Below are 20,719 nucleotides of genomic sequence, written 5' to 3'. Positions count from 1 at the left end.
CCGGAGCACAGTATGCCAGCTAAGGGCAACCATCCCCATTCATCGCAGAACCTACCGCAGGCGTCCGACGAGTTCCCTGGCCCGCCCGTAGCGCTCCAGTTCCTCCTGCGCAGGGGCCAGCACGTCGCGTTCGGCCACGTGCGCGATGCGACGGCGCAGCACGCCCCGTGCCCGCCGTTGGGCCGAGCGCGCCCCCAGCCCGACGAACACGCGGGACCCGACCGAGAGCACCAGGCCCGCCAGCAGCCCGCCGAACACGAGCACCGTCGGCAGCGGCACCTCGATCCCGTTGGGCATCACCAGTGGCACCCCCGGCAGGGGCGGCAGTCCGAAGTAGCCGAGCACCAGGTTCGCCGTCAGCCACAGCAGGCCCACGGCGACTGCGGCGATCAGCAGCCACTGCAGCCCGCGCAGGAGTTGCCACCAGACAGGCGTGCGTTCGGTGCCGAGGTCTGCGGTGACGATTGCCCGGTCCAGCGTGTCGGGCAGGAGTTCGGTGTTGGTGTGGACGGCGTCGTGGACGCTCTGCTGCCAGGGCGCGGGCATGCCCTCGCCCAGCTGGTTGGAAAGCGTGCGCAGTCCGGTGCGCAGCTGGGCGTCGGCGACGCTGCCCCGTGCGGGGAGTGAACTGCGCTCCGTGATCTGCGGGGTCTCCCCCTTCACCTTGCCGCCGCCGATCCTGAGGCGCTTCAACGGGTCCGGGCGGAAGCGGGCCAGCCACTTCACCAGCGGCCAGCCGGTGGCGAGGGTGCCGCGGTGCACCATGGACCTGCGCACGGCGTCGGTGACCAGGGGCACGCCCGCGGAGGCCTCCAGGCTGCGGTTCAGCGCGGCGACGGTGCCGGCCGCCGGGGAGCCGGGCCTGCCGCCGGCGGTGGCCTGTTCGAACTCGGCAGCCAGCACGTCGACGTCGGCGCCGAGCCGGGCCGCGGTGGCGGACTTGCGGGCCGCGAGCTTCGCCAGCCGGGTGCGCAGTTCGTCGACGCCCTGTCCGGTCCGTGCGCTGGTGGCCAGCAGGGGGACGTCGTGCAGCCCGTCGGCGTCGAGGAGGCGGCGCAGGTCCGCCAGGCATGCGGCCAGTTCGTCGCGGCTGAGCCGGTCGGCCTGGTTGAGCACCACGGTGATGACCTCGCGGTGCTGCGCGAGTGGCCGCAGGTAGCGCTGGTGGATGGCGGCGTCGGCGTACTTCTGCGGGTCCACCACCCACACGAACTGGTCCACGAGCCGCACCATCTTGTCCACCTCGGCGTGGTGGGCCACCTGGGTGGAGTCGTGGTCGGGCAGGTCCAGCAGGACCAGGTCCTCCTGGCCCTTGTGCACCGGCGGCACCTCGCTGCGGCGCTTGATGCCGAGCCAGTCGAGCAGCTCGACGTTCGAGGGCCCGAAGCTGACGGCGAAGGTCTCCGACGTCGTGGGCCGGCGGGCGCCCTCGACGGCCAGTTGCTGTCCGGCGATCGCGTTGAACAGCGAGGACTTGCCCGAACCCGTCGCGCCGGCGAGCGCCACCACGGTCTGGGAACCCACGCGGAGCCGCTCCCCCGCCCGCTCCACGACGGCGCGGGCACGGTCCGTGAGCCCGTCGGGGACTCGGCCCTCGCAGGCCTCCCGCAACCGCTCGAGGACCTCGAGTCGCTCCGTGAGCTTGCGCGCCATCAGTACCCCTCCGGACGGGTGAGGTCCTCGAAAGCCCCCCGGCTGGCGGCCTGTAGTTCGTCGGCGACGGCGTCGATGCGGGCGGCAGCGTCCGGGTCCACCGCGAGTTGGTCGACGACCTCCTCGAACCGCGCCAACTGCGTGGCCAGCAGCGCCTCCACGCGGGCGTCGAGGTCCTGCTTGGCGCGCTGCGCGAGCCGGCGGACGGCGTCCTCCCCGAAGACGCCCTCGAGGATGCGCTGGGCCAACAGCGAGGTGCCGCCGGCGATACCGACCTCGGCCGTTGTGAGGCCGCCGGTGGTGGCGAACACGAGGATGATCAGGGCGGCGCCGATGGCGTTGGTGCCCAGTGCCAGGAAGCGCGCCTTCACGCGCTTGCCGCGTCCCTGCTCCGAGACCAGGTCCAGGATGCCGGCCTGCCACTCCCTGATGGTGCGGGTGGCGGTCTCGTTGAAGTCCCGGGTGGGGCGAGCCAGGCCCGGGGTGGCGGCGACGATGTCGCGTCCCCACGACGAGGTGGACCACCGGGCCACCGCCTGCTCACAGGCGGCCTGGCCGTGCTCGACGATGACGGCGGCGAGGCTGTCGGAGATGGCCACCTGCACGTCCTCGGCCTGCTGTTCGCCCCTGAACCAGCCGGTGATGCGGTCCCGCCACGCGGAGATCTGCTTCTCGACGCCGCGCATGAACTCGCCGGTGCCGACGAAGTCCTGCCACCGGCTGAGCACCTCGCCGCGCAGCATCGTCCCGTCGCTGGTGGCGCGTGCGATCTCGTCGCGGGCCTGGCGGAACTCCTGCTCGGCGCCCCGGCGGAGTTGTTCGACGGCGCCGCCCTGGTGGCGGACGCCGTCGGCGAGGGTGCGCAGTTGGGGGTCGAGGGCCTGGATGGTGCCGGCGAGGGTCTGGACGGCGACGTCGGCACGGGCCTCGCTCTCGGCCGCGAGGGAGCCGAGCCAGGTGCGGATGGGCTGGACCTCGGCGGCCGGGACCATGGCGTCGCCCTCGAGCTCGTGCTCGGCGACGGCGAACAGCCGGGCGGCGTGGACGCCGCGTTCGGCCAGCATCTGGCCGAGGTGGGACTTGAGGTCCTCCATGGCCTCGGGTGGGCAGCGGTTGAGCACGACGGAGACGACGGCGTTGCGCGCGGCCGCCTGCGCCAGCACCTCCCAGCCGACGAGGTCCGCGTATCGAGCGGCCGAGGTGACGAACAGCCACAGGTCAGCGGCCTGCAGGAGTTGGCGGGCCAGGCGTCGGTTGTCGTCGTCGACGGAGTCGATGTCAGGGGCGTCGAGCACTGCGAGGCCGGCGGGTAGGCCGTCGTACGGGAGGATCTGCAGCGCGCGGGAGTCGTGCACCTCCGTCTCACTGCGGACCAGGCCGGGCAGCGTCCGGCCGGAGCGGAACCAGGCGGCATCGTCGGGGTGGCAGACCAGCACGGGTGACTTGGTGGTGGGGCGCAGCACGCCGGGCTTGGTCAGGGCCTTGCCGAGGACTGCGTTCACGAGCGTGGACTTGCCCGCTCCCGTGGAGCCGCCCACCACGGCCAGCAGCGGGGCGTCCAGCTTGGCGGCCCGCGGCAGGAGGTAGTCACGGACCTGGTTCGCCAGGGCGGAGGCGAGTTGGCGCAGGTCTGCGGCACCGTCGAGCGGCAACGGATACTGGGCAGCGGGCAGCGTGGCGTCGAGGTGTTCGAGCGCCGTGGCCAGTTGCTGCGGACCGGTCATCGCGGTGCGGGCCAGTTCCCGCCGATGCCCGCAGGGCCGGGAGCCTGTGGCGGCGGCAGGTCGTTGCGGGCGCGGCGCTTGCGCGGCGGGAAGACCTTGAGGCCCGCGGTGTCGGTGAGCGCCTGCGGGCGCAGTTCCTCGAGTTCGTGGATGATCTCGTGGGCGCGGGAGTCACCGGCTTCGGCCACCAGGCCGCGGGTGCGGCCCTCGCGCAGGTAGGCGAGTTCGGTCATCAGGCGCATGAACCTTGCGGTGGCGAGCCACTTGCGGGGTCCGCGGAAGATGCCCGCGAGGTGCAGCTTGATGCGCTTGAACGGGCCGGAGAAGACGACGAGGTCCCGGTCCGTGAGCCAGCCGACGCGGCGGTAGTCCCCGAGGCGGCGGCGAACCAGCTGACCCTGCGCCACCACGCCCAGGATGAGGAACAGCGTGATGACCGCCACGAGACCGAGCGCCATGTACCACTGGGTCTTGAGCGCGGACGTGGGGTTGGTGGAGACCATCCCGTTGAACAGCATGTGGCCGCCGGCCGCGACGACGAAACCGGCCAGCGGGGCGGTGACGCGCACGATCTTGCTGCGGGCGGCGAGTCCGATGGCCAGGCCGAACGCGGTCATGATGCCGAACAGCGGGTGGCCGAACGAGGTGTAGACGCCACGCAGCATCACCAGTTCCATCACCTCGCCGTAGGGGTCCTCGATGCCGACGGTGTTGGTGGCGTAGACCAGCGAGCGGGCGTAGTAGATGATGTTCTCGACGAAGGCGAAACCGATGGCCGACAGGCCCGCCAGGGAAACGATGCTCAGGCGCGAGACGATGCGGCGTCGGAACAGGATCACCAGCAGGAACAGGACGGTGGCCTTCGTGGCCTCCTCCACGAACGGCGCGATGAAGATGGCGGCCCGGGTTCCCATGTCCGCGTTGGCGTCGGTGGTGGCCATCATCTGGCCGGCCCAAGTGTTGACGTAGATGCTCATCCAGGTGGAGGCGCAGGCGCCCCAGCCGAAGGCCAGCAGCCAGATCAGCGGGCGTTGTGGCCGGAACCGGTCGAGCCACAGGAACAGCAGGAAGTAGGCCAGTGCCGTCCACATGGCCCAGAACGCGCCGAAGCGCAGCGAGTCGTGATTCAGCCCCAGCGCCACCGTGCCGTCGGGGAAGGTGGTGTCCGGGTGGAGCAGCAGGTACTGGTCCCACAGGCAGTACGCGTAGAACGGGATGAGCACCAGGGCCAGCCAGAACTTCGGGCTGCGCAACATCCGCAGGTACCACGGGCGCTGCGGGCCGGCCTTCGGCGGCAGCCCGGACAGCCAGCGTTCCCGGTTCTCGATCTGGAGGGTGCTCATGATGGCAACAGCGTAGCGGGCAGGGCTGCCAACCCGTTCAGGCCGCGGTCGACTCCAGTGCGCGGCGACGGCGCTTCAACACGATTGCCACCACCACGCCCACCACCAACAGCGCGAGCAGGACGATGAACAGCGGGTGGCCCTGGATGGCCCCGAATACCGCACCCCAGACGGCGAAGCCGACGGTGGTGTAGATGGTGGCCCACGCGAGCGAGCCGGGGATCTGGGCGATCGTGAACGCGATGATGTTGATCCGCATCACGCCCGCCGCGGCGATGATCAGGGTCTGCAGGCCCACGGTCACGTACGCGAACGGGACCGCGGCCACCCCGAACTTGCGGATGAACTTGGCCCCCCTGGCCACGGAGTCGCCCTGCAGCCAGTCGTGGACGCCCTTGCGCCAGCCCGACTTCGGGTGGGTGCGCTTGAGTGACTGCTCGGTGACGATGCGCCCGAGCCAGTAGGTGGCCTGCCCCCGGACCATGGCCCCGAGGAAGAACAGCAGGAACGTGATCCCGATGGGGAATCCGCTGAAGGCCTCCTCCATCAGGCGGCCACTTCCGCGTCACGGGACGCGAGTTCGGCCTCGAGGTCCGCGAAGACCGCGCGGTTCAGGGTGAAGGCCTCGACGGCGGCGGCGAGCAGCGCCGAGCGGGTGGCGTCGTCGAGGACGAGTCCGTCCAGCGCTTGGCGGTAGTGGTCCTTGTAGGCCTTGAGCTTGCCGATCTCGGGGAAGCTGTAGAAGCCGAGGCCGTCCGGTGAGACGTCATAGTGCCGGGCAACGAGGCTGGCGATGGCCTGGCCGCCGGACAGGTCCCCGAGGTAGCGGACGTAGTGGTTGGCGACGACGCGCTCCGCAGTGTGCTCGTGGTTGAGCAGTTCTGCGTAGCGGCGGGCGGCGGGAACGATGGGCAGGCTGCCGTCGGCGATGGCCTCCTCGAACCCGGGGTATAAGTGGTTGAGGTCTGCGAGCAGCGCCTCCCGCCGGTCCAGGCGGCGGTCGTCGATGCCCTTGACGAGGGGGTGCTCGAGGTAGTGGGCGTGCAGCGTCGCCTCGAACGCCTCGTAGATCACGTGGAGTTGGGCGGTGAACAGCACGAAGGCGCGCACGTCGAGCGTGCCGCCCATGAGCCGGGTGATGAAGTCTGAGCCCTCCGCACTGGCGTGGGCGTCGGCGGTGGCGTCGCGCAGTTCCTCAGAGAGCTGGGTCACGGCGACCTCCTGTTCACTTAGGTACACCTAACCCTATTTCGCAAGCATGGTGTAGCGCAACGGTGTTCACGATGAGCGCAAGCCTATGGCAGCGGTGCCGCGGCGGCTCGGGCGGGGTCGAGTAGGCTCCGCGCAGGAGGCAAGATGCGCAATTTCTTCGAGCAGATGGAACCCTGGGCACGCAACGACGGCTCGCTACACCTCTACGTGCTCCCCGACGAGGAGGTCGGCGAGCGGCTCGCCGAGGTCCAGTCCCTGTTCGAGGACGTCCCAGGACTGCCTGCCATGCCCCGGCCGTACCTGCACCTGACCCTGCAGCGGTTGGCGCAGTTCGACGACGAGCTCAAGCAGGCCGAACTGAGCCGGCTGGGGGCCACGCTCACCGAGGCGCTGGCCCGGGTCGCCCCCTTCGACCTCACCCTGGGTGCGCCGGCCGTCGAGGAGACCGCGGTGGTGAGCACCGCCGCCGCGTCCGCCGAGTGGGACGCGCTGCACGCAGCAGTGGTCTCCGGCGTGACTGCCGTGCTGACCGACGAGTTGCCGAGCGCCCCGCACGCCCCGCACGTCACGCTTGCCTACGCCATCGGCGACGTTCCCGACGCCGACGCGTCAGCCCGCTTGGCCGCCATCGGCCCAGTCGGGACCCTGCGCGTCTCCGAGGTACACCTGGTCTCGGTGACCATCCGCCCCGAGGTCGGCATCTTCGACTTCACGCACCTGGCCAACTGGAGCCTCGCCGGTTAGGTCACGCCCTCGAACTCAGTCGGCCAGGAACTCCGGCACGCGGTTCTTGGGCCGACCGATGATGGCCCGCTCCCCCTTCACCAGCACGGGCCGCTGCATCAGCTCGGGGTGCTCCACCAGCACCGCGACCACCTGCTCCGCCGTGGCGACGTCGTCGTCGGTGAGTCCGAGCTTGGCGAACTTGGCGTCGCGGCGAACGAGGTCCGTGGCGGGGTCCTCGAGCTTGACCAGCAGCGCGCGCAGACCCGCCTCGTCGAGGGGCTCCTTGAGATACTGCACGACGTCGGGAGCCACACCCGCATCGTCGGCGGCCTCGAGCGCGGCACGGGAGGTGGAGCAGCGGGGATTGTGGAACACAGTCACATCAGCCATGCGCCCCGGGCAGGACTCGAACCTGCGACCTGCTGATTAGAAGTCAGTTGCTCTATCCGCTGAGCTACCGGGGCAGGCCACCAATGCTATTGGCTCCGGACGTGCGCTGCGAACTGTCCGCGCGTGCGCCTACTCTGTAGGCCATGAGTGACGAACTGGTGTGGATCGACTGCGAGATGACCGGCCTCGACCTGGTGGGTGATGCCCTCATCGAGCTGGCGGTGTTGGTGACCGACGCCGAGCTCAACGTGCTGGGCGAGGGCGTGGACATCCTCATCAAGCCCACCGACGAGCAGCTCGCCAACATGGGCGACTTCGTCCGGGACATGCACACCAAGTCCGGGCTGCTGGACCAGCTCGCGTCCGGCACCACCATGGAGGACGCGCAGGCGCAGGCGCTGGCCTACATCAAGGAGCACGTGCCCACCGCCCGCAAGGCACCGCTGGCCGGCAACACCATCGGGACCGACCGCGCGTTCCTGGCCCGGGACATGCCCGAGCTGGAGCAGTGGGTGCACTACCGCAACGTGGACGTGTCCTCGGTCAAGGAGTTGGCCCGCCGCTGGTACCCCAAGGTGGTCTACCAGGCGCCAGTGAAGCAGGGGAACCACCGAGCGCTGGCCGACATCCAGGAGTCCATCGAGGAACTGCGCTACTACCGCGAGGTGGTGTTCATCCCCCAGCCGGGCCCCACTTCCGCCGAGGCGCGCGCCATCGCGGTGAAGCACCAGGGCACGCTGACCAACCCCGACGGAGCACCCGCCTCCGCCTGAGCAGTCCCGGTTTCGCTGTTCCGGCGCGGATGCGCTATCGTTGTGCGTCGCTGCCCCACACCACTGGGGCGGCAACTTGGTGGGTATAGCTCAGCTGGTAGAGCACCTGGTTGTGGTCCAGGATGTCGCGGGTTCAAGTCCCGTTACTCACCCCGAATCGAGGTCCGAGCCAAATGGCTCGGACCTCGTTGTTTCTGCACCCACCAGTTGCCGCACGGCGGTCCTACACTTTGGCCTTACTCCTCAGACAAGCTGAGAAGTTGAGATGAGTCGCGTCACGCGTGCACCACTGGCCGAACAGGCCGCGGACGCCCTGCTGGAACGCGTCCGTTCCGGCGAGTGGGGCCTGGGCGCGAAGCTGCCCGGGGAGACGACGCTCGCACCCCAACTCGGGGTGGGCCGCTCCACGGTCCGCGAGGCCATCCGCCAGCTGGCCGGCCGAGGCGTCCTGGCCTCCCGGCAGGGCGCCGGCGTGTTCGTGACCGCCCTGGACGTCCCCGACGATTGGGACCTGGTCCTGCGACGCTCGGACATCGCCGCCGTCATCGAGGCTCGCATCGCGATCGAGACGGAGGCGGCTGACCTCGCGGCCAGACGGCGAACCCCCGCAGACCTTCGAGCCATGCGGAAAGCACTGACCGCTCGGAAGGAACAACGCCACGAAGCGGAGGTCCACGTCGACGCCGACACCGCGTTCCACCGCACGGTGGTCAGCGCCGCCCACAACCCCGTCCCCCTCGAGCTGTTCGACGTCCTCACGCCACGGGTCCGCGAGGCGATGGTGGCCATGATCAGGATCCGTACGAAGTTCGGCGACGACGCGGACCACGACGCCCACGTCTCGCTGGCCGACGCCGTCGCGGCCCGAGACGCCGAGCTCGCGCGACAGCTCAGCCGAACCCATCTGATGGCACTGAAGGAAGACATCGCATGAGCGAGATCCTGAGGCTGGAGGGCGTCGACTTCATCCGGGACGGCAAGGAGATCCTCAGCGACATCAACCTGCGGGTGCACGCCGGCGAGCACTGGGCCCTGATCGGGCCCAACGGCGCGCGCAAGAGCACGATCCTCAGCCTGTGCGGCGCCGAGAAGCACCCCACCCACGGCTCCGTTCACGTGCTGGGCCACCGGCTCGGACGCGTCGAGATCCGCAGGCTGCGCGAGTCCATCGGGCACGTGAACCCGCGCCATCCCCTTCGGTCAGCCCTGACGGTGGAGCAGGTGGTCCTCACCGGCGCGACGGGCACCATCGAGCTGATGAACCGCTGGGAGCCGACGGCCGAAACGCGCGCCCGCGCCGTGGGCTCGGCGGGTTCGGCCGTGCACCCGACGAGGAGCAGTGCCGCGGCGAGGAAACCCGGTCGGAGCCTCATGCCACCACCCTAGGCGGCCCCCGCGGTGGTTCAGGCGCTCTCGAGGAAGGCGATCAGGTCCGTCAGTTCCTCCTGGACGATGGAGTGGCCGCGGGGGTAGTTGTGGCGCTCGACGTCGAAGTGCTCGTCCAGCCACGACGCGGAACGGGCGGCGCGGGCATGGCCGACCACCTCGTCGAAGTCCCCGAGGGTGGTCAGGACGCGGGTGCGGGGCTCGTGCTCGGCCAGTGCGGCGTCGCCGGGCAGCTTACCGGGGTGGACGAATGAGGCAAGATGGCAGATGGTGGCGAACCGCTCGGGCGCGAGCCGGGCCAGTTGGACGGCGACGGCGCCGCCCTGGGAGAAGCCGAGCAGGTGGACGCGGTCGAAGTCCTGCTCGAGCAGGTCCAGCCAGGCCAGCACGGCCTTGGCAGAAGCGTCGATCAGTTCGTGGTCCTCGGGGTCGGCGGCGCCACCGAACTCGAACCAGGCGAACCCGGGTCCGTAGCGCAGCGGAGCGCGCAGGGAGGCCACGGTGAAGCGTTCGGGCAGGTGCGGCGCGAGGCCGTAGAGGTCGAGTTCGTTGGACCCGAGGCCGTGCAGCAGCACCAGCAGCTCGCCAGCCGTTCCCTCGCGCCACTGCACCACGTCTGGATCAATGCTCACAGTCACGTCCCGCACCCTACCGGTGCCACGATGGTCGGGTGCGCGTATCGATCCGACCCCCGGTCCCCTCGGACCTGGCTGCCCATCGCGAAGCCGTGGCCCGCTCCCTGGCGGACCTGAACCCCTGGAGCCCGTCGGAGCCCGACGTGCTGGTGGACATCCTCGCGCGGCAGTCGGAGAACTACACCACCCGCCTTGTGATCTGCGAGGACGACGGCGGCATCGTCGGGACTGTCAACATCTCCAACATCGTGCGCCGCAGGTTCCAGAACGCCAGCCTCGGCTACGAGTCCTACCGGCCGTACTCGGGCACCGGCCTGATGACCGAGGGAATGGGGCTCGTCGTCGCCCATGCCCTCGCCCCCGAGCCCGAGGGGCTGGGCCTGCACCGGCTGGAGGTCAACGTCCGCCCGGAGAACGTGCGCTCCATCGCCATGGCGCGTCGGTTGGGCTTCCGGCACGAGGGCTTCACGCCGCGGATGCTGTTCCTCGACGGCGCCTGGCGGGATCACGAACGCTTCGCCCTGACCGTTGAGGACCTGCCATTGTGAAGGACTGAACACGCGTGTAGTCTATTGAACATGCGTTCAGTCAGCGAGGACCTGACACCCAGGGCTCGGATCCGCGACGCAGCCATCCTGCGATTCGCCACCGACGGCCTGGACGCCTCGCTGCGCGCCATCGCCTCCGACGCCGGCGTCAGCCCGGGCCTGATCCTGCACCACTTCGGCTCCCGCGCCGGGCTGCGCGAGTCCTGCGACGCCCATGTGCTGGGACTCGTGCGGCACAACAAGTCCAGCGTCTTGGCGGGCACCGGCGCGCCGGGTGCGATGCTGGCCCAGCTCGCGCAGGTGGAGGGGTACGCGCCGATCGTCGGCTACACGCTGCGCTGCCTGCAGGCAGGGGGCTCGCTGACGAGGCAGTTCGTTGACGGCATCGTCGCCGACGCGGCCGACTACCTGGCCGAGGGGGTGGCGGCGGGCACGGTCTCGGCCAGCCGGGTCCCAGAGGATCGGGCGCGCGTGCTGGCGGAGATGTCGCTCGGCTCACTGCTGCTGCAACTGCCCACCAAGGACGAGCCGTTCGACGTCGAGGACCTCCCCCACTGGCTGCGCCGCTACACCGAGCGGATCCTGCTGCCCTTCCTGGAGTTGTTCACCGAGCCACTGCTGACCGACTCCTCCCTGCTGGACGCCTACCTCGATTCAACCGACAGGAGCGACCCATGACGGACCACGCCATCGAGGCCACGGGCCTCGTGAAGACCTTCGGCTCCACGCGGGCCCTGGACGGCTTCGACCTGACCGTCCCCACGGGCAGCGTCACCGGCTTCCTCGGGCCCAACGGTGCGGGCAAGTCCACGGCCATCCGGGTGCTGCTGGGGATGCTGCGGGCCGACGCCGGCACCGCCCGCGTGCTGGGCCGGGACGCCTGGTCCGACGCCGTGGCCATCCACCGGCTGGTGGCCTACGTCCCCGGCGACACCAACCTGTGGCCCAACCTCACCGGCGGCGAGGCGATCGACATCCTCACGCGCCTGCACGGTGGCGCCGACAACGCACGCCGCAAGGAACTGCTGGAACGATTCGAACTGGACCCGCGCAAGAAGGCCCGCACCTACTCGAAGGGCAACCGCCAGAAGGTGGCGCTGGTGGCCGCGCTGGCCTCGGACGCCGAACTGTTCCTCCTGGATGAGCCCACCTCGGGCCTGGACCCGCTGATGGAGGCGGTCTTCACCGACGAGGTGCGGGCACTGCGCGCCGCCGGCCGGACGGTGCTGCTCTCGAGCCACATCCTCGCCGAGGTGGAGAAACTCTGCGACACCGTCACCATCATCCGCGCCGGCAAGGACGTCGAGAGCGGCACCCTGGCCGAGTTGCGGCACCTGACCCGCTCCACGGTCACGGCAACCACGTCGACGCCGGACGCGGCGGAGCGATTCGCCCGCCACGAGCACGTCCACGACCTCAGCCACGACAACGGCCACTTCTCCTTCGACGTGGACAACTCCCACAGCGACGAGGTCCTGCGGCTGCTGGCCGACGTGGGCGTGCAGAACGTGACCATCGCGCCGCCCTCGTTGGAGGAGCTGTTCATGCGGCACTACGGCGACGACGTCGCCGAGGGGACGCGGGCGCGGTGAGCGGCTCACCCTTCACCGGCACGGGGGCGCTGCTCAGGTTGAACCTGCGCCTGGACCGGCTGCGGCTGGTGATCTGGACCGTGGCCATCTTCCTGGGCGTCTGGGGCAGCGTCGTGGCCCTCGACGAGGCCTTCCCCACCCAGGAGTCCCTCGACGCCAGAGGGGCCCTGCTCGGGAACCCTGCCACCATCATGATGACTGGCCCGGCCTTCGACATGGAGCACTACACGTTCGGTGCGATGCTCGCCAACGAGCTCGGGCTGTACCTGTTCATCGCGGTGGCCATCATGGCCATCCTCCTCGCCGTGCGCCACACCCGCGCCGAGGAGGAGTCGGGCCGGCTGGAGTTGCTCCGGTCCCTTCCCGTGGGGCGGTTCGCACCCGCCACCGCGGCAATCGTCACGGTCGCGATCGCCTGCGTGCTCGCCGGGGCAGCCACCACCGCAGGGCTGCTGCTGCCCGGGCTCGACACCGTGCCCACCGTCGACGCAGTCGCGTTCGGTGCCGCCGCAGCCGTGACCGGGTTGGTGTTCGCGGGCATGGCGACTGTGTTCGCCCAGCTCACCGAGAATGCCCGGGGCGCCACCGGAATGGCGATGACCGCGTTGGCGATCGCCTTCCTGGTTCGCGGCATCGGCGACGTGATCAACCACTCGGGCTCCTGGCTGAGCTGGTTCTCGCCGTTCGCGTGGGCCCAGCAGTCGCGGCTGTTCGTGGACCTGCGCTGGTGGCCCCTGCTGGTCTCGCTGGCCGCGACGGTGGCCCTGTTCGCCGTGGCGGTGGCCTTCGCGCAGCGCCGGGACATGGGTGCGGGCCTGCGCCCCACCCGTCCGGGGCCGGCGACGGCGTCGACCCGGCTGGGAACCGCCCCGGGACTGGCCAACCGGTTGCTGCGCGGCGGCGTCATCGCCTGGGGCATCGGCGCGTTCTTCTTCGCGGTGGCGATGGGGTCCCTGTCCGGCGAACTCGACGACATGCTCGCCTCCAACCCGCAGCTCGCGGAATGGATCGCGATCGAGGGCACGGACCTGACCGGCGAGTTCGCCTCCGTCATCCTCACCTACGTGTTGATCGCGCCGCTCGTCACAGCCGTCTCCGGGGTGCTGCGGCTGAAGTCCGAGGAGGAGGCCGGCCGCGCCGAGCAACTGCTGGTGGCCGGCAACACCCGCACCGGCTACCTCGGCGGTTGGCTGGCCACCGTCGGGGCCCAGGCGGTGCTGCTCACCGTGCTCAGCGGGCTCGGTGTCGGCCTCGGGGTGTGGGCGGGCACGGGCGAGTCGCAGCGGGTCGGCGAGATGGTGCTGGCGGCGCTGGTGTTCCTGCCCGCGATCCTGCTGACCGCCGCGTTCGCGGCGGCCCTGTACGGGGCTCTGCCGCGGCTGACCGGCCTGGTCTGGGTGCTGGTGGTCTGGATCGTGCTCGTGCTGTTCCTGGGCGAGTTGCTGCGGCTGCCGGACTGGGTGCGCAACGTGTCGCCGTTCAACCACACGCCGCTGCTGCCGGGGGCCGACTTCGAGGCCGCTCCCCTGCTGGTGATGGGCGCCGTCACCCTGCTGCTGCTAGTGGTTGCGGTGGTCGGGTTCCGACGCCGCGACGTCACGTCCCGCTAGCCCCGGACCGCCAGCACTGCGTCCCACAGGGCGTCGGCCACCTGGCGCTTGCTGCCCTGGGAGCGGGCGATCTCCGCGTCGGAGGCGTCGAGGAACACGAGCAGGTTCTCGCCGGACTCGAACCCCTTGTCCCAGCCCACCTCGTTGACCGCGAGCAGGTCCACGCCCTTGCGGCGGCGCTTGGCGCGGCCCTTCTCGAGCAGTTCGTCCTCGGTGGGAGCGGTCTCGGCGGCGAAGCCGACGACGGTCTGGCCGGGGACGCGGTCCGCGACGAGCCCGGCCAGGATGTCCGGGTTCTGGACCAGTTCCAGGGTGAGGCCCTCGTCGCCCTTCTTCGAGAGCTTGGTGTCGGAGGCTCCGGCCACGCGGTAGTCGGCGACGGCGGCCGCCATGACCACCACGTCGGCCTCCCGCGCGACACCGACGACGGCCTCCTGCAGTTCGTGGGCGCTGCCCACCCTGGTGAGGGAGATCCGTGGATGGCTCGGGAGCACTCCGTCGTCGACGTGTGCCGCCACGAGTTCGACCTCCGCGCCGCGCTCGGCGGCGGCCAGGGCGACGGCTGCGCCCTGCCGGCCGCTGGAGCGGTTGCCGAGGAAGCGGACCGGGTCGATGGCCTCCCGGGTGCCGCCGGTGGAGACCACGACGCGCAGTCCGTCGAGGTCGCCGCTGCCGGAAACCACGGCCAGGGCCTGCTCGAAGAGTTGCTCGGGCTCGGTCATCCGTCCCGGGCCGACGTCGCCGCCGGTGAGCGGACCGTCCTCCGGTCCGACGATGGTCACGCCACGCTCCCGCAGGGTGGCGACGTTGGCCCGGGTGGCGGGGTGGTTCCACATCTCGGTGTGCATGGCCGGAGCAACGACGACGGGAGCGGTTGTGGCCAGCAGCGTGGTGCCGAGCAGGTCGTCGGCGATCCCGGCGGCCATCTTGGCGATCCGGTTCGCGGTGGCGGGGGCCACGATCACGAGGTCCGCGGCCTGGCCGAGGGCGACGTGGCGGACCTGGGCGACGTCGTCGTGGACGGAGGTGGTGACGGGGTTGCGGCTGATGGCCTCCCAGGTGGTGATGCCGACGAACCGCAACGAGTCCTCGGTGGGCACCACGTGGACCTCGTGCCCCTCAAGCACGAGGAGTCGCACCAGCTGGACGCTCTTGTAGGCGGCGATCCCGCCCGTGACTCCGACGACAACGAACATGCGCCCATCGTTCCACACCGGCGGTTGCGCGATGGAGTAGAAACGAGGCATGTGCACCGTCGTCGTGAAGGTCCCGGAGAACCCGGAACTGCCCACCCGCATCCTGGCCGTCCGGGACGAGGACCCGGGCAGGCCGTGGCGGGCACTCGGTGAGCACTGGCCCAGCACCCATCCCGGCGTGCTGGGCGTGCAGGACGCCCGCGCCGGGGGTGCCTGGTTGGCCACCCTCCCCTCGCAGGGCCGACTCGCCGTGCTGCTCAACGTCGGTGGGCCGGCCCCTCAGCCGGGCCTGGCCTCCCGGGGCGAGGTGGTGCTCGACGCCGTGACCGAGCGGGAGCCGGATCCCGAGCGCCGCACCCAGGCCTACAACCTGGTCACCGTCGCCGGCGGCCGCGTGACCCTGACCCTTTCCGACGGCGCCACCCTGACCGAGCGCGACCTCGAACCCGGCGTCCACATGCTGGTCAACAGCGAACTCCCCAACGACGAGTCCTTCACCCGCGTCCCGCGCTGGCTGCCGGAGTTCCGGGAGGCCGCCGAGCGGGCCGACGCCGGCGAGGAGCAGGACTGGTTCGGGCCCTGGTCCGAGGTCCTGGAGCGCTCCGGCCGACTGCCCGCCACCGACGACGCGGCCATCATCCGCGACAACCGCCCCTACGGCATTCCTACCCTCTCCCTGCTCCTGTGCACGGCCACCGTGACATCTGCCGATGTGGCCGCTGACTACGTCGAACTCGCCGAACCGGGGTCCTGGAGCAGCCGATTTCACATTTCGCCGAAGAGCCAGTAAAGTTGTTTCTCGGCCAAGCAAGCACCACTAGCTCAACTGGCAGAGCAATTGACTCTTAATCAATGGGTTCAGGGTTCGAGTCCCTGGTGGTGTACCGAAGCAGGAAGCTCCGACATCGCGTCGGGGCTTTTTGTTTTTCCCGGGCGGGTCAGCTGTTCAGCGCCAGCACGTGCTGGGTCACCATCACCGCGGCGCCGGCGATCGCGGCGTCCCGTCCGGTTCCGGAGGTCAGGATCTGGAGCTCACCCGTCGCCAGCGGCAGGGAGCGGGTGTAGACGCGCTCCCGAACTCCGGCGAGCAGGTGGTCACCGGCGCGGCTGAGCACCCCGCCGAGCACGATCACCGACGGGTTCAGGAGGCTCACGCAGGCGGCGAGGGTGTCGCCGATCATGCGGCCGGCCTCCCGCAGCTCTGCAGCGGCGGCGCCGTTGCCCGCCTCGACGAGTTCGAGGATTTCCACCAGGCTGTGGACCTCGAGCCCCTTCGCGCGCAGTCGCGCCGCGATGGCCGGGCCGCCGGCGACCGCCTCGAGGCAGCCGGTGTTGCCGCAGTGGCAGATCACGTCACCGCCCGACGGCGTCGAGATGTGGCCGAGGTCACCGGCGGCACCCTTCGCGCCGCGGTGCAGCTTGCCACCGGTGATGATGCCTCCCCCGATCCCGGTGGCGACCTTGACGAACAGGAGGTGCTCCACGTTGCGGTGCACGAGGATGTGCTCCCCGAGCGCCATGAGGTTCACGTCGTTGTCCACGAGCACCGGAACCGGCAACTGCTGGGACACAAACCCGGGGATGTCGAAGTTGTCCCAGCCGGGCATGATCGGTGGCCGCACGGGCCTGCCGACGGAGTGCTCCACGGGCCCGGGGACGCCGATCCCCACCCCCACGAGTTGGTCACGGCGCCCGCTACTGTCCAGCAGCTGTTCACCCTGGTCCAGCACCCACTGCAGGACCACCTGGGGTCCCGCTCCCACCTCGATGGGGCCGGTCGCCCGCTCCAGGGGCCGACCGGCGAGGTCGGTGAGGGCGACGGTGGCGTGGCTCGCGCCGATGTCCGCACAGAGCACCACCCTGGCCGAGGGATTGAACCGGAACTGGGCGGGAGGCCTGCCGCCGGTGGAGACGGCCTCGCCCACCGGCGTCAGCAGTTCCAGCGCCAGCAGCGCGTCGATCTGGGTCCCGACAGTGGACCTCGCCAGCCCCGTTACCCGCGCGATCTCCGAGCGGGTCCGGGCGCGAGCGTCCAACATGGCGCCGAGCACGTCGGCGGCCTCACGCGCCTGCAGCGTGAGGTCGGACGGCCCCGCTTCGGCAGGTGTGCGCGCATTGGCCCGGACTGGCATGGCAAGCAGTGAACCACACCGAAACTTACCGCGCCATAGACGACGAAGACGTGTCGCATGCGAACGGCTTTTGCCTGCTCAATCTCAACTTATGCTTGACAGGCACCAAAAGTGCGTACAGGCTGGGACACATGTCTCAAGGTCGAGCAGATGGTCCGCCCCTGCTGGAAATGCGAGGGGTCGTCAAGCGGTTCCCCGGCGTCGTCGCGCTGGGCGGCGTGGACCTGGACGTGCGCGCGGGCGAGGTGCACTGCCTCCTCGGCCAGAACGGTGCGGGCAAGTCCACGCTCATCAAGGTGCTCGCGGGCGTCCACTCCCCCGACGACGGCGAGATCCTCTGGCGGGGCGACGAGGTGCGGTTCGCACACCCGCAGGCGGCCATGGACGTCGGCATCGCCACCATGTACCAGGAACTGGACCTGGTGCCGGGTCTCTCCGTGGCCGAGAACGTCATGCTCGGACACGAGCTCAGCACCTTCGGGTTCTCGCATCGCCGGGCGACGCGCGAACGCACCGCCGAGCTCCTGCGGCAACTGGGCCACAGCGACATCCGGCCCAACACCGAGGTCGGCCTCCTCTCCGCCGCCGGCCAGCAGATCGTCAGCATGGCCCGTGCCCTCTCTAGGGACGTGCAGGTCATGGTGATGGACGAGCCCTCGGCCGTGCTGGACTCCGCAGAGGTGGAGCAGTTGTTCGGGGTGGTCCGGGAACTCACCGCCGCCGGTGTGGCCGTCATCTACATCTCCCACCGCCTGGAGGAGATCCGCCAGATCGGTGACCGCGTCACCATCCTCAAGGACGGCCAGACCGTCGCCACCGGGCTCAGCGCCAAGGACACCCCGAAGTCCGAACTGGTCCGCCTGATGACGGGACGCTCCATCGAGTACGACTTCCCGCCACGCGAAGCCCCCGAACGCGACGCCGAGCCCCTCCTGGCCGTGGCGGGGCTGTCCCGCGCGGGTGAGTTCGAGGACGTGGGTTTCGAGGTCCACCCGGGCGAGATCGTCGGCATCGCGGGCCTCGTGGGTGCGGGACGCTCCGAGATCCTCGAGACCATCTTCGGGGCCCGCCGCGCCGACGCCGGCACGGTCCGCATCAGCGGCAGGAGGATCGCCAACGGCTCGGTCCCGGCCGCCGTGGCGGCAGGCATCGGCCTCTGCCCGGAGGAACGCAAGCACCAGGCACTCGTACTGGGCCACTCCGTCGCGGACAACGTCTCGCTCGCCACCTTCAGCGAGTTCGCCACCGCCGGGTTCATCGACCGCGGCCGCGAACTCAGGTCCTCCCAGGAACACGTCGACGCCTTGGAACTCCGCCCGCGCGGGATCGAGCGGGAGATGCGCACGCTCAGCGGCGGCAACCAGCAGAAGGTGGTCCTGGCCCGCTGGCTCCAGCGCGGCAGCCGGGTCCTCCTGCTCGACGAGCCCACCCGCGGCGTCGACGTCGGCGCCCGCTCCGAGATCTACGGACTCATCCAGCATCTGAGCGACGACGGCTGCGCCGTTGTGGTGGTCTCCAGCGAGATCCCGGAGGTGCTCGGGCTGTCGGACAGGGTCCTCGTCCTCGCCGACGGCGTGGTCCTGCATGACGGGCCGGCCCCAGACCTCGACGAGCGCCAGGTTCTCGACATCATCCTGAAGGGAGAGACAGCATGACCACGACTGCCGAGACCACCAAGCCCGAAAGAGGCGGCCTGCGCGGCTTCCTCAACACCACCTTCGGGCTCAACCTCGGACTCGTGGTGGCGCTGCTGGTGCTGTGCATGGTCGGCTTCGCCACCAGCGGGGAACGGTTCGCCAGCATCGACAACCTTCTGACGATCCTGCGCCTGGCCTCCGTGATCGGCGTCGTCAGCGTGGGCATGACCTTCGTGATCTCCGGAGGCGGTATCGACCTCTCGGTGGGCGCCATCGTCGCGCTGAGCAGTGTCTGGGCGACGACGCTGGCCACCCAGGCGATGGCCGCGGATTTCCACTGGGTGGTGATGGTGTTCACGGCCCTGGCCGTGGGGGCGGGGTGCGGTGCCGTGAACGGGATCCTGATCGCCTACGGCGGGGTGGCGCCGTTCATCGCCACCCTCGCCATGCTGGCAGCGGCCCGCGGCATGGCCGAGATCATCGCCCAACGCAAGACCCAGATCGTCCAGGACCGGGACTTCATCGACTTCTTCGGCGGTGACCTGTTCGGCATCCCGGTACTGGTGATCGTGTTCGCGCTGGTGGCGCTCGCCGGGTGGGTGCTGCTCAACCGCACCACCTTCGGCCGCCGCACGCTCGCCGTCGGTGGCAACGCCGAGGCGGCCCGCCTGGCGGGCATCAGGATCAAGCTCCACACCGCGCTGCTCTACGTCCTGGCGGGCATCACGTGCGGCATCGCGGCCGTGATGCTGATGGCGCGCACCACCACGGGCACCTCCACCCACGGCCAGCTCTACGAGCTCGACGCCATCGCGGCCGTCGTGATCGGCGGGACGCTGCTGATCGGCGGCCGGGGCACCGTCGTGGGCACCGTGCTCGGCGTGCTGATCTTCACCACCCTCACCAACGTGTTCACCCTCAACAACCTCGACACCTCCACCCAGGCGGTTGCGAAGGGGGCGATCATCGTCGCCGCCGTGCTGCTGCAACAGCGAATGGCCAAGCGGCATGCCGCAAGCGGGTGACACCGCAACCCAACCATCCATCCACCCGATTCAACGACGAACCAGGAGAAGAACCATGTCCATCTCGAAGCGACTCAGCCTGGCAGCCACTGCCAGCAGCATCGTCCTCGTCCTCACCGCCTGCACGGGCAACACCCCCGAGGTGACCCAGGACCCCGTCGACGACACCACGTCCGAGACCACCACCGACACCGACACCGGCACCACCACGGGCGGCAACGACGAACCGGGCGAGACCGTCGTCATCGGCTTCAGCGGCCCGGCCGCCGACCACGGCTGGCTGGCCGCCATCAACTCCTCCGCCCAGGAGGCCGCCGCGCAGTACTCCGACATCGACCTGCGGGTGGCAGAGGGCACCAACGACCCGAGCCTGCAGATCTCCCACATCGAGACCTTCATCAACGACGACGTCGACGTCATCGTGCTGCTCCCCACCGACGGCGCGGCCCTGACCGAGGCTGCCACCAAGGCGATGCAGGCCGGGATCCCGGTGGTCAACGTCGACCGTGAGTTCTCCAGCCCGTTCGCAGCCCGCACCACGGTGCTCGGCGACAACTACGGCATGGGCGTCAGCGCCGGCACCCACGCCTGCCAGCTCATCGAGGAGGGCAGCATCGCGGATCCGGTGATCGCCGAGATCGCCGGGATCGACTCGCTGCCGCTCACGCAGGACCGCTCGCAGGGCTTCGCCGACGCACTCGCCGACTGCGACCAGACCGTCGACAACCGGGTTGCCGCGGAGTTCACCGTCGAGTCGGGCGAGGCCGTCACCTCCAACCTGCTGCAGGCCGCCCCGCAGATCGACATCATCTGGAACCACGACGACGACCAGGGCGTCGGTGTCATGGCCGCCCTCGACAACGCCGACCGCCACGAGATGGCCCTGATCGGCGGCGCCGGTTCCGCCAACGCGATGCGCTGGATCCAGGAGGGGAAGATGGAGGCCACCGTCATCTACCCGCCGACGCAGGCGGCCGACGGCATCAAGATCGCCCGCCTCCTCGCCCAGGGCAAGGGCATGAGTGATCTCGTCCAGGTGGAGGTTCCCACCCGGATCGTCCTGCACGCACCGGTGGTCACCGCCGAGAACGTGGACGAGTACATGCACCTCGGATTCGAGTCCTGACCAGTTACGGG

At 70.1% G+C, this 20,719-nt stretch carries 21 protein-coding genes and 3 tRNA genes; 14 read left to right on the top strand and 10 right to left on the bottom strand.

Translation table 11 applies throughout. The features are described from left to right. Window positions 1–51: 51 nt before the first annotated feature. From ACYU7G_RS13175 to ACYU7G_RS13155, 5 genes are read right to left on the bottom strand one after another with little or no spacing between them, the layout of a single operon-like run. Window positions 52–1,653 carry a GTPase gene (locus ACYU7G_RS13175; protein WP_461108540.1) on the bottom strand — a complete coding sequence of 534 codons (1,602 nt, stop codon included), beginning with the start codon at window positions 1,651–1,653 and terminating at the stop codon, window positions 52–54. Next, window positions 1,653–3,377 (bottom strand): ABC transporter, encoded by a 1,725-nt coding sequence (locus ACYU7G_RS13170; protein ID WP_461108538.1) that lies wholly within the window; start codon window positions 3,375–3,377, stop codon window positions 1,653–1,655. Before ACYU7G_RS13170 ends, ACYU7G_RS13175 begins: the two co-directional genes overlap by 1 nt. After that, entirely contained in the window at window positions 3,374–4,720 is a 1,347-nt protein-coding gene (locus ACYU7G_RS13165) for a PrsW family intramembrane metalloprotease (RefSeq protein ID WP_461108536.1), read from the bottom strand. Before ACYU7G_RS13165 ends, ACYU7G_RS13170 begins: the two co-directional genes overlap by 4 nt. Before the next feature lie 37 nt (window positions 4,721–4,757). Beyond that, entirely contained in the window at window positions 4,758–5,267 is a 510-nt protein-coding gene (locus tag ACYU7G_RS13160) for a DedA family protein (RefSeq protein ID WP_461108534.1), read from the bottom strand. Further along, entirely contained in the window at window positions 5,267–5,932 is a 666-nt protein-coding gene (locus ACYU7G_RS13155) for a biliverdin-producing heme oxygenase (protein ID WP_461108532.1), read from the bottom strand. The genes ACYU7G_RS13160 and ACYU7G_RS13155 overlap by 1 nt, the downstream gene beginning before the upstream one ends. Window positions 5,933–6,076: 144 nt before the next feature. Between ACYU7G_RS13155 and ACYU7G_RS13150 the strand changes: the two genes are divergently transcribed. After that, entirely contained in the window at window positions 6,077–6,676 is a 600-nt protein-coding gene (locus ACYU7G_RS13150) for a 2'-5' RNA ligase family protein (RefSeq protein WP_461108530.1), read from the top strand. Between the two features lie 15 nt (window positions 6,677–6,691). Here the strand turns inward: ACYU7G_RS13150 and arsC are convergent, their stop codons facing one another. Together arsC and ACYU7G_RS13140 are read right to left on the bottom strand one after the other, a co-directional pair. Further along, on the bottom strand, window positions 6,692–7,048 hold the full coding sequence (gene arsC, locus ACYU7G_RS13145; protein WP_461108528.1) for an arsenate reductase (glutaredoxin): 357 nt from the start codon (window positions 7,046–7,048) through the stop codon (window positions 6,692–6,694). A 1-nt stretch (window position 7,049) separates the two neighbouring features. Further along, window positions 7,050–7,122 (bottom strand) — tRNA-Arg (locus tag ACYU7G_RS13140). 69 nt (window positions 7,123–7,191) lie between these two features. Between ACYU7G_RS13140 and orn the strand changes: the two genes are divergently transcribed. From orn to ACYU7G_RS13120, 4 genes are all read left to right on the top strand, one after another. Further along, the gene (gene orn / locus ACYU7G_RS13135; RefSeq protein WP_461108526.1) at window positions 7,192–7,821 is read left to right on the top strand and encodes an oligoribonuclease; all 630 of its coding nucleotides are present in this window, start codon (window positions 7,192–7,194) and stop codon (window positions 7,819–7,821) included. 79 nt (window positions 7,822–7,900) lie between these two features. Then, window positions 7,901–7,973: transfer RNA gene (locus ACYU7G_RS13130), tRNA-His, on the top strand. A 113-nt stretch (window positions 7,974–8,086) separates the two neighbouring features. Beyond that, window positions 8,087–8,755: a FadR/GntR family transcriptional regulator gene (locus ACYU7G_RS13125; protein ID WP_461108524.1), complete on the top strand. Its 669-nt coding sequence runs from the start codon at window positions 8,087–8,089 to the stop codon at window positions 8,753–8,755. Further along, window positions 8,752–9,207 (top strand): ATP-binding cassette domain-containing protein, encoded by a 456-nt coding sequence (locus tag ACYU7G_RS13120; protein WP_461108522.1) that lies wholly within the window; start codon window positions 8,752–8,754, stop codon window positions 9,205–9,207. Before ACYU7G_RS13125 ends, ACYU7G_RS13120 begins: the two co-directional genes overlap by 4 nt. Before the next feature lie 17 nt (window positions 9,208–9,224). Here ACYU7G_RS13120 and ACYU7G_RS13115 read toward each other — a convergent pair whose 3' ends face one another. Continuing rightward, on the bottom strand, window positions 9,225–9,845 hold the full coding sequence (locus ACYU7G_RS13115; RefSeq protein WP_461108520.1) for an alpha/beta hydrolase: 621 nt from the start codon (window positions 9,843–9,845) through the stop codon (window positions 9,225–9,227). Window positions 9,846–9,877: 32 nt separating this feature from the next. On the opposite strand from ACYU7G_RS13115, the gene ACYU7G_RS13110 reads away from it, so the two are divergent. Genes ACYU7G_RS13110 through ACYU7G_RS13095 form a run of 4 tightly spaced genes read left to right on the top strand, consistent with a single transcriptional unit; the run spans window position 9,878 to window position 13,592 of the window. Next, window positions 9,878–10,390: a GNAT family N-acetyltransferase gene (locus tag ACYU7G_RS13110; protein WP_461108518.1), complete on the top strand. Its 513-nt coding sequence runs from the start codon at window positions 9,878–9,880 to the stop codon at window positions 10,388–10,390. Window positions 10,391–10,420: 30 nt separating this feature from the next. Beyond that, on the top strand, window positions 10,421–11,068 hold the full coding sequence (locus ACYU7G_RS13105; RefSeq protein ID WP_461108516.1) for a TetR family transcriptional regulator: 648 nt from the start codon (window positions 10,421–10,423) through the stop codon (window positions 11,066–11,068). Further along, a complete protein-coding gene (locus ACYU7G_RS13100; protein WP_461108514.1) occupies window positions 11,065–11,982 on the top strand; it encodes an ABC transporter ATP-binding protein in 918 nt (305 codons plus the stop codon). Before ACYU7G_RS13105 ends, ACYU7G_RS13100 begins: the two co-directional genes overlap by 4 nt. Continuing rightward, entirely contained in the window at window positions 11,979–13,592 is a 1,614-nt protein-coding gene (locus ACYU7G_RS13095) for an ABC transporter permease (RefSeq protein WP_461108512.1), read from the top strand. Before ACYU7G_RS13100 ends, ACYU7G_RS13095 begins: the two co-directional genes overlap by 4 nt. On the opposite strand, the gene coaBC is transcribed toward ACYU7G_RS13095, so the two are convergent. Continuing rightward, window positions 13,589–14,788, bottom strand: a complete 1,200-nt coding sequence (gene coaBC, locus ACYU7G_RS13090) for a bifunctional phosphopantothenoylcysteine decarboxylase/phosphopantothenate--cysteine ligase CoaBC (RefSeq protein ID WP_461108510.1) — start codon at window positions 14,786–14,788, stop codon at window positions 13,589–13,591. The two genes, ACYU7G_RS13095 and coaBC, sit on opposite strands and share 4 nt — an antisense overlap. A gap of 49 nt (window positions 14,789–14,837) precedes the next feature. Here coaBC and ACYU7G_RS13085 point away from each other — a divergent pair, with 49 nt between their 5' ends. Together ACYU7G_RS13085 and ACYU7G_RS13080 are read left to right on the top strand one after the other, a co-directional pair. After that, window positions 14,838–15,578: an NRDE family protein gene (locus ACYU7G_RS13085; RefSeq protein WP_461108508.1), complete on the top strand. Its 741-nt coding sequence runs from the start codon at window positions 14,838–14,840 to the stop codon at window positions 15,576–15,578. A gap of 21 nt (window positions 15,579–15,599) precedes the next feature. Continuing rightward, window positions 15,600–15,672 (top strand) — tRNA-Lys (locus tag ACYU7G_RS13080). 54 nt (window positions 15,673–15,726) lie between these two features. Here ACYU7G_RS13080 and ACYU7G_RS13075 read toward each other — a convergent pair. Beyond that, window positions 15,727–16,920 carry an ROK family protein gene (locus ACYU7G_RS13075; RefSeq protein ID WP_461108506.1) on the bottom strand — a complete coding sequence of 398 codons (1,194 nt, stop codon included), beginning with the start codon at window positions 16,918–16,920 and terminating at the stop codon, window positions 15,727–15,729. 131 nt (window positions 16,921–17,051) lie between these two features. On the opposite strand from ACYU7G_RS13075, the gene ACYU7G_RS13070 reads away from it, so the two are divergent. Genes ACYU7G_RS13070 through ACYU7G_RS13060 form a run of 3 tightly spaced genes read left to right on the top strand, consistent with a single transcriptional unit; the run spans window position 17,052 to window position 20,708 of the window. Next, window positions 17,052–18,575, top strand: a complete 1,524-nt coding sequence (locus ACYU7G_RS13070) for a sugar ABC transporter ATP-binding protein (protein ID WP_461108505.1) — start codon at window positions 17,052–17,054, stop codon at window positions 18,573–18,575. Continuing rightward, window positions 18,572–19,582 carry an ABC transporter permease gene (locus ACYU7G_RS13065; protein WP_461108503.1) on the top strand — a complete coding sequence of 337 codons (1,011 nt, stop codon included), beginning with the start codon at window positions 18,572–18,574 and terminating at the stop codon, window positions 19,580–19,582. The genes ACYU7G_RS13070 and ACYU7G_RS13065 overlap by 4 nt, the downstream gene beginning before the upstream one ends. Before the next feature lie 55 nt (window positions 19,583–19,637). Then, window positions 19,638–20,708: a substrate-binding domain-containing protein gene (locus ACYU7G_RS13060; RefSeq protein ID WP_461108501.1), complete on the top strand. Its 1,071-nt coding sequence runs from the start codon at window positions 19,638–19,640 to the stop codon at window positions 20,706–20,708. Window positions 20,709–20,719 lie beyond the last annotated feature (11 nt).

The organism is Tessaracoccus terricola, from assembly GCF_054776555.1.
Note: the sequence above shows the minus strand (reverse complement) of the source record. Positions and strands in the feature narration are given on the sequence as shown.